Here is a 4,112-nt window from a genome sequence, read left to right on the forward strand (position 1 = left end):
AGGACTTGTTCGAGCCGCAGCAGATGACGCTGGACCACGAACGGCGTGTAGTGTTCGCTGCCAAGCCATGCCGAAAACGCTCTCAACTCTGGTGCATTGACTGATCGAGCAAGAAGCGCACGCGTGTTGCTGGGAAGTTCAGTGGACATGATGCCCCTCCGTACATAGTGGATGGGCAACGAACGTTACGCGTGGCGTGCGCAATATGTGAAGTTCAATGGCTTCGAAGTCAAAGCGGAAGCCGCAAGGGCTCCCGCACTCCACATATCAAATAAGTCCACATTCGGCCATTGAATTCACCGAGTCGCCCGCCACGATGAAGTGGTCGAGCACCCGCACATCGACCAGCGCCGCCGCCTGCTTGAGCGTCTGCGTCAGAACTTCGTCGGCACGCGATGGACGGGCAGCGCCGCTGGGATGGTTGTGCACCAGGACCAGGGCGCAGCTGTTTCGAAGCAGCGCATCGCGCACCACCTCCCGCGGGTACACCGATGTCTGGCTCACCGAGCCCCGGAACATCTCGACGTAGTCCACCACGCGGTTCTGCGCATCGAGATGCACCACCGCAAACACCTCATGAGGGAGATTGCCCAGCCGGGCACGCAGAAAGTCCTTCACCACAGCGGGAGAGTCCATCAAGTCGCTGCCGCGCACCTGGGCGGCCAGCAACTGCTGCGCCGCCAGCAGCACCTCGTCGACCTCGGCCGGACGGTACTGGCCCGCGACATCGCGCACCAGCAAGGCGGAAGCGGCAACCGAGAGTGCCTGGAAGGAATCAAGGGAAGAAAACAGATCGTGCTGCATGACCAACTCCAGTGATCGGGCGGGATTGCCCGAGACCGGAACCGGCACGCCGCAGCGCAGCGGTCACAGGTTCGAGGACGGCCGAACGGCCGCCAGCGCATGCAGTGCGCGCAGACCTTGACGGCGAGACCGGTGTGCAAGGATGAAGGGATCAGCAAGCCAGCCCCTCCACAACTGCAGGCGTGAGGAAGGCAAGCGAAGCGCGCAGGCCGGGGGCATGCCCTCGGCCGGAGGCGTCAAGGGATCGGAGCCGAATGGCCGCGACCCAGCACGGGGCGCGGGGCGCAGCCCGCAGAGCCCGACGGCGGTACGCCGGGACGCACTATCGAAATCGACGCACATCATCTTCGGCTACCGACACCAACGAAGACAATCTATCCAGAACAATTCGGACCCACCATGACTACCGCCGCCAGAACCGACACCACTGCCTGGGCCTTCCGTGCCCGGTTTCGCCGGGGCGGTCGGTGGCCGCAAAACGGTCCTTGGTGCAAATCATCATTGAAGGCGTTCGAATGACCAAGAAAGCAGCCATCGCCCTTGCAGTAGCCATTCTGGCGATCGTTGTTTGGGGGTTCTTCATCGATTCGGGATCGACACGGATCGTCATCAACGGTCAGGAGATCACCGGACCGCTCAAAGGTGGCGTTGGTCTGGCGGGTTTGATCGCCGACCTCGTTGCTCTGTTCTGTGTCGCAATCCTCCTGCTCTTTGTGTTTGCTGGAGTCGGCGTGTTTGTCGTGGGTGGCGCCATGTTCGTCGGGCTCGTCTGGGTGGCGCTTTCGCTGCCGTACTTGCTCGTCGTGCTCGTCGTGCTCGTCGTGCTCGTTCCATTGGCACTTGTCTGGGTGTTCATCGCGATCGCGCGAAAGCTTGATGCCAAGTAGCTGCGCGGATTGGCTGCAGAATGTGCTCGCGCCCATGTTGGGAGAGCGTATGCCATTGGCTCGCGCCTCCGCCCGATGAAATGCCATTTTTCGCGGCAACTGATGCTTGATCGATACCAGCGGCCACCTTGAAATCAAGTATCGTGCCGCATGATCTCCCACGGTCGCTACCTCGCCCTCCTCGCTGCGCTGTTCGCCGTGGTGTGGGTCGCGCTCGCCATCGACCCCTGGTACCGGGACGACTGGGCGCTTGAGAACGTGCTGGTCGTCGTGTTCGCGGTCGCGCTGTCGGCGTCGCGTCGCCGCTTTGTGATGTCGCGCCTGTCCTATACGCTGATCTTCCTGTTTCTCTGCCTGCACACGGTGGGTGCGCACTACACCTACGCCGAGGTTCCATACGACGCATGGATCAAGGCGCTGACTGGACGCTCGCTCAACGAAGTGATGGGCTGGGAGCGCAATCACTTCGACCGCTTCGTGCACTTGATGTACGGGCTGCTGCTGGCCTATCCGATGCGCGAGCTGTTCCTGCGCGTGGCCGACGCCCGCGGCTTCTGGGGCTACTTCCTGCCTCTGGACATGACCCTCTCGACCTCTGCACTCTTCGAACTGTTCGAGTGGGCCGCGGCCGAGATCTTCAGCGGCGGGCTGGGGGTGGCCTACCTCGGAACCCAGGGCGACGTCTGGGATGCGCACAAGGACATGTCGCTGGCCGGTCTCGGCGCGTTCATCGCCATGCTGCTGACTGCGCTCATCAACGCCCGCCTGCGCCGCGACTTCGCGCGCGAGTGGCAGGACAGCATGATGGTCAAGCGCGCCGCACCTCTTGGCGAGAGCGAGACCGTGCGCATGCTGCGGTCGCGGGAGGCCGGGCGGTGAACGAGATCGAAGTGCATGTGGCCGAGCTGGAGCAGTTCTTCGACCACATGGACGCGTCGCCGCTCGCGACCCGCAACCTCGATCCGCGCGCCGAGCGCTTCATCGTCGACGCGGCCAAGGACCTGCCGCGCGATGCGGCGCTCGGCCTGGTCGTGCATCTCGAACACCCGTCTTCCGAAACGGCATCCGTCAGCGACGCGGTCCACGCGCATTTCCACCTGCAGGGCGCCTCGGCGCGGCGGCGACTGCGCGAACTGTTCCGCCGCGGCAGGCTCAGCCTGTTGATCGGCCTGGCGTTCCTGGCCGCCACCCTCGCCGCGAGCAAGCTGGCCGAGAACTGGCTCGATCCGGGCGGCATGCTCGAGGTGGTGCGCGCCAGCCTGTCGATCGCCGGCTGGGTCGCGATGTGGCGGCCGATGGAACTATTCCTCTACGACTGGTGGCCGATCCGCGCCGAAGCGCGCCTCTTCGACCGACTGGCGTCCATGCCGGTGCGGCTGATGGCATCGTGACAGTCGGTCTAACTGCCCCGCCGCACGCCCTGCGCAAGAGAGGCCGCATCGCAACCAGACGCGCACCGTGGCCCAACAATCAACCATTCCCTGCAAACGGAGCCCCAGCATGACATGGCACACCCTTTGCGGTTCGGACGAACTGCCCGTAGGCGAGATGAAGTCCTTTATCGTCGACAAGCACAAGATCGTTCTGTACCACCTCAGCGATGGCTTTTTCGCGACACAAGCCAGCTGCACCCACACCTTCGCGCCGCTGGCGCGCGGCAAGCAGCTGGAAGACTGCAAGGTGCAATGCCCGCTGCACCGCGCGCGCTTCGACATCCGCACCGGCGCGGTGCTGGACTGGGCGAACTTCCCGCCGGGCATCCAACTGCTGAACGTCGTGCGCGGCGAAAAGGCGCTGCAGACCTACAAGGTCAGCGTGAAGTCCGGGCAGGTGCGGGTCAGCGTACCGGAAGCCTGAAGAACGCTGCCGCCGGGGCCGGCGCTCAGTCCTCACACCGTTGGTGCACGTAGGCTCCCGGTGCGCCACACAGGCCGTCGCGTCCAGTCAGCTGGCGCGCCGACACCTCTCGGCCGCTGCCCTTGGCCTTGATCCAGGTGTCCCAGGCGGTCCACCACGAGCCTTCGTGTAGCTTGGCTGCGGCTTCCCATTCGTCCGGCGACAGCCACGGGTCACCTGGGCGGCGCACCGCATCGCGCCAGCGTCGGACCGCATGGCCGGGTTCGCTGACGATGCCGGCGTTGTGGCCGCCGCTGGTCAGCACGAACGTGATCTCGGCGTCCGTCAGCTGGTGCAGTTTGTAGACCGAGCGCCAGGGCGCCACGTGATCCTTTTCCGTGCCCACCACAAACATCGGCTGGTGGACATCGTTCAGCGACACCGGCCGGCTCTCTACACAGTAACGCGACTCGGCCAATTCGTTGTGCAGGTACAGGCGCCGCAGGTACTGGCTGTGCATCGCCGCCGGCATGCGCGTGGTGTCGGCGTTCCAGGCCATCAGGTCGTTCGGCCGCAGCGGCTCGC

The 4,112-nt window shown here is 64.5% G+C and carries 5 protein-coding genes and 1 pseudogene; 4 read left to right on the forward strand and 2 right to left on the reverse strand.

Going from position 1 to position 4,112, the window contains the following annotated elements:
• Positions 1-267: 267 nt before the first annotated feature.
• Entirely contained in the window at positions 268-804 is a 537-nt protein-coding gene (locus ABYB95_RS18330; RefSeq protein WP_182118948.1) for a JAB domain-containing protein, read from the reverse strand.
• A 515-nt stretch (positions 805-1,319) separates the two neighbouring features.
• On the opposite strand from ABYB95_RS18330, the gene ABYB95_RS18335 reads away from it, so the two are divergent.
• From ABYB95_RS18335 to ABYB95_RS18350, 4 genes are all read left to right on the forward strand, one after another.
• Entirely contained in the window at positions 1,320-1,691 is a 372-nt protein-coding gene (locus tag ABYB95_RS18335; RefSeq protein WP_008905509.1) for a hypothetical protein, read from the forward strand.
• A gap of 150 nt (positions 1,692-1,841) precedes the next feature.
• Positions 1,842-2,570, forward strand: a complete 729-nt coding sequence (locus ABYB95_RS18340; RefSeq protein ID WP_372660129.1) for a DUF2238 domain-containing protein — start codon at positions 1,842-1,844, stop codon at positions 2,568-2,570.
• Entirely contained in the window at positions 2,567-3,082 is a 516-nt protein-coding gene (locus ABYB95_RS18345; RefSeq protein ID WP_008905511.1) for a hypothetical protein, read from the forward strand. The genes ABYB95_RS18340 and ABYB95_RS18345 overlap by 4 nt, the downstream gene beginning before the upstream one ends.
• 109 nt (positions 3,083-3,191) lie before the next feature.
• Positions 3,192-3,548, forward strand: a complete 357-nt coding sequence (locus ABYB95_RS18350) for a non-heme iron oxygenase ferredoxin subunit (protein WP_008905512.1) — start codon at positions 3,192-3,194, stop codon at positions 3,546-3,548.
• A gap of 25 nt (positions 3,549-3,573) precedes the next feature.
• Here ABYB95_RS18350 and ABYB95_RS18355 read toward each other — a convergent pair.
• A pseudogene (locus ABYB95_RS18355) lies at positions 3,574-4,112 on the reverse strand (poly-beta-hydroxybutyrate polymerase); the annotation flags it as partial.

The sequence above is a fragment of the Hydrogenophaga sp. genome, assembly GCF_041633695.1.
In the GTDB taxonomy this organism is placed as follows: domain Bacteria; phylum Pseudomonadota; class Gammaproteobacteria; order Burkholderiales; family Burkholderiaceae_C; genus Hydrogenophaga.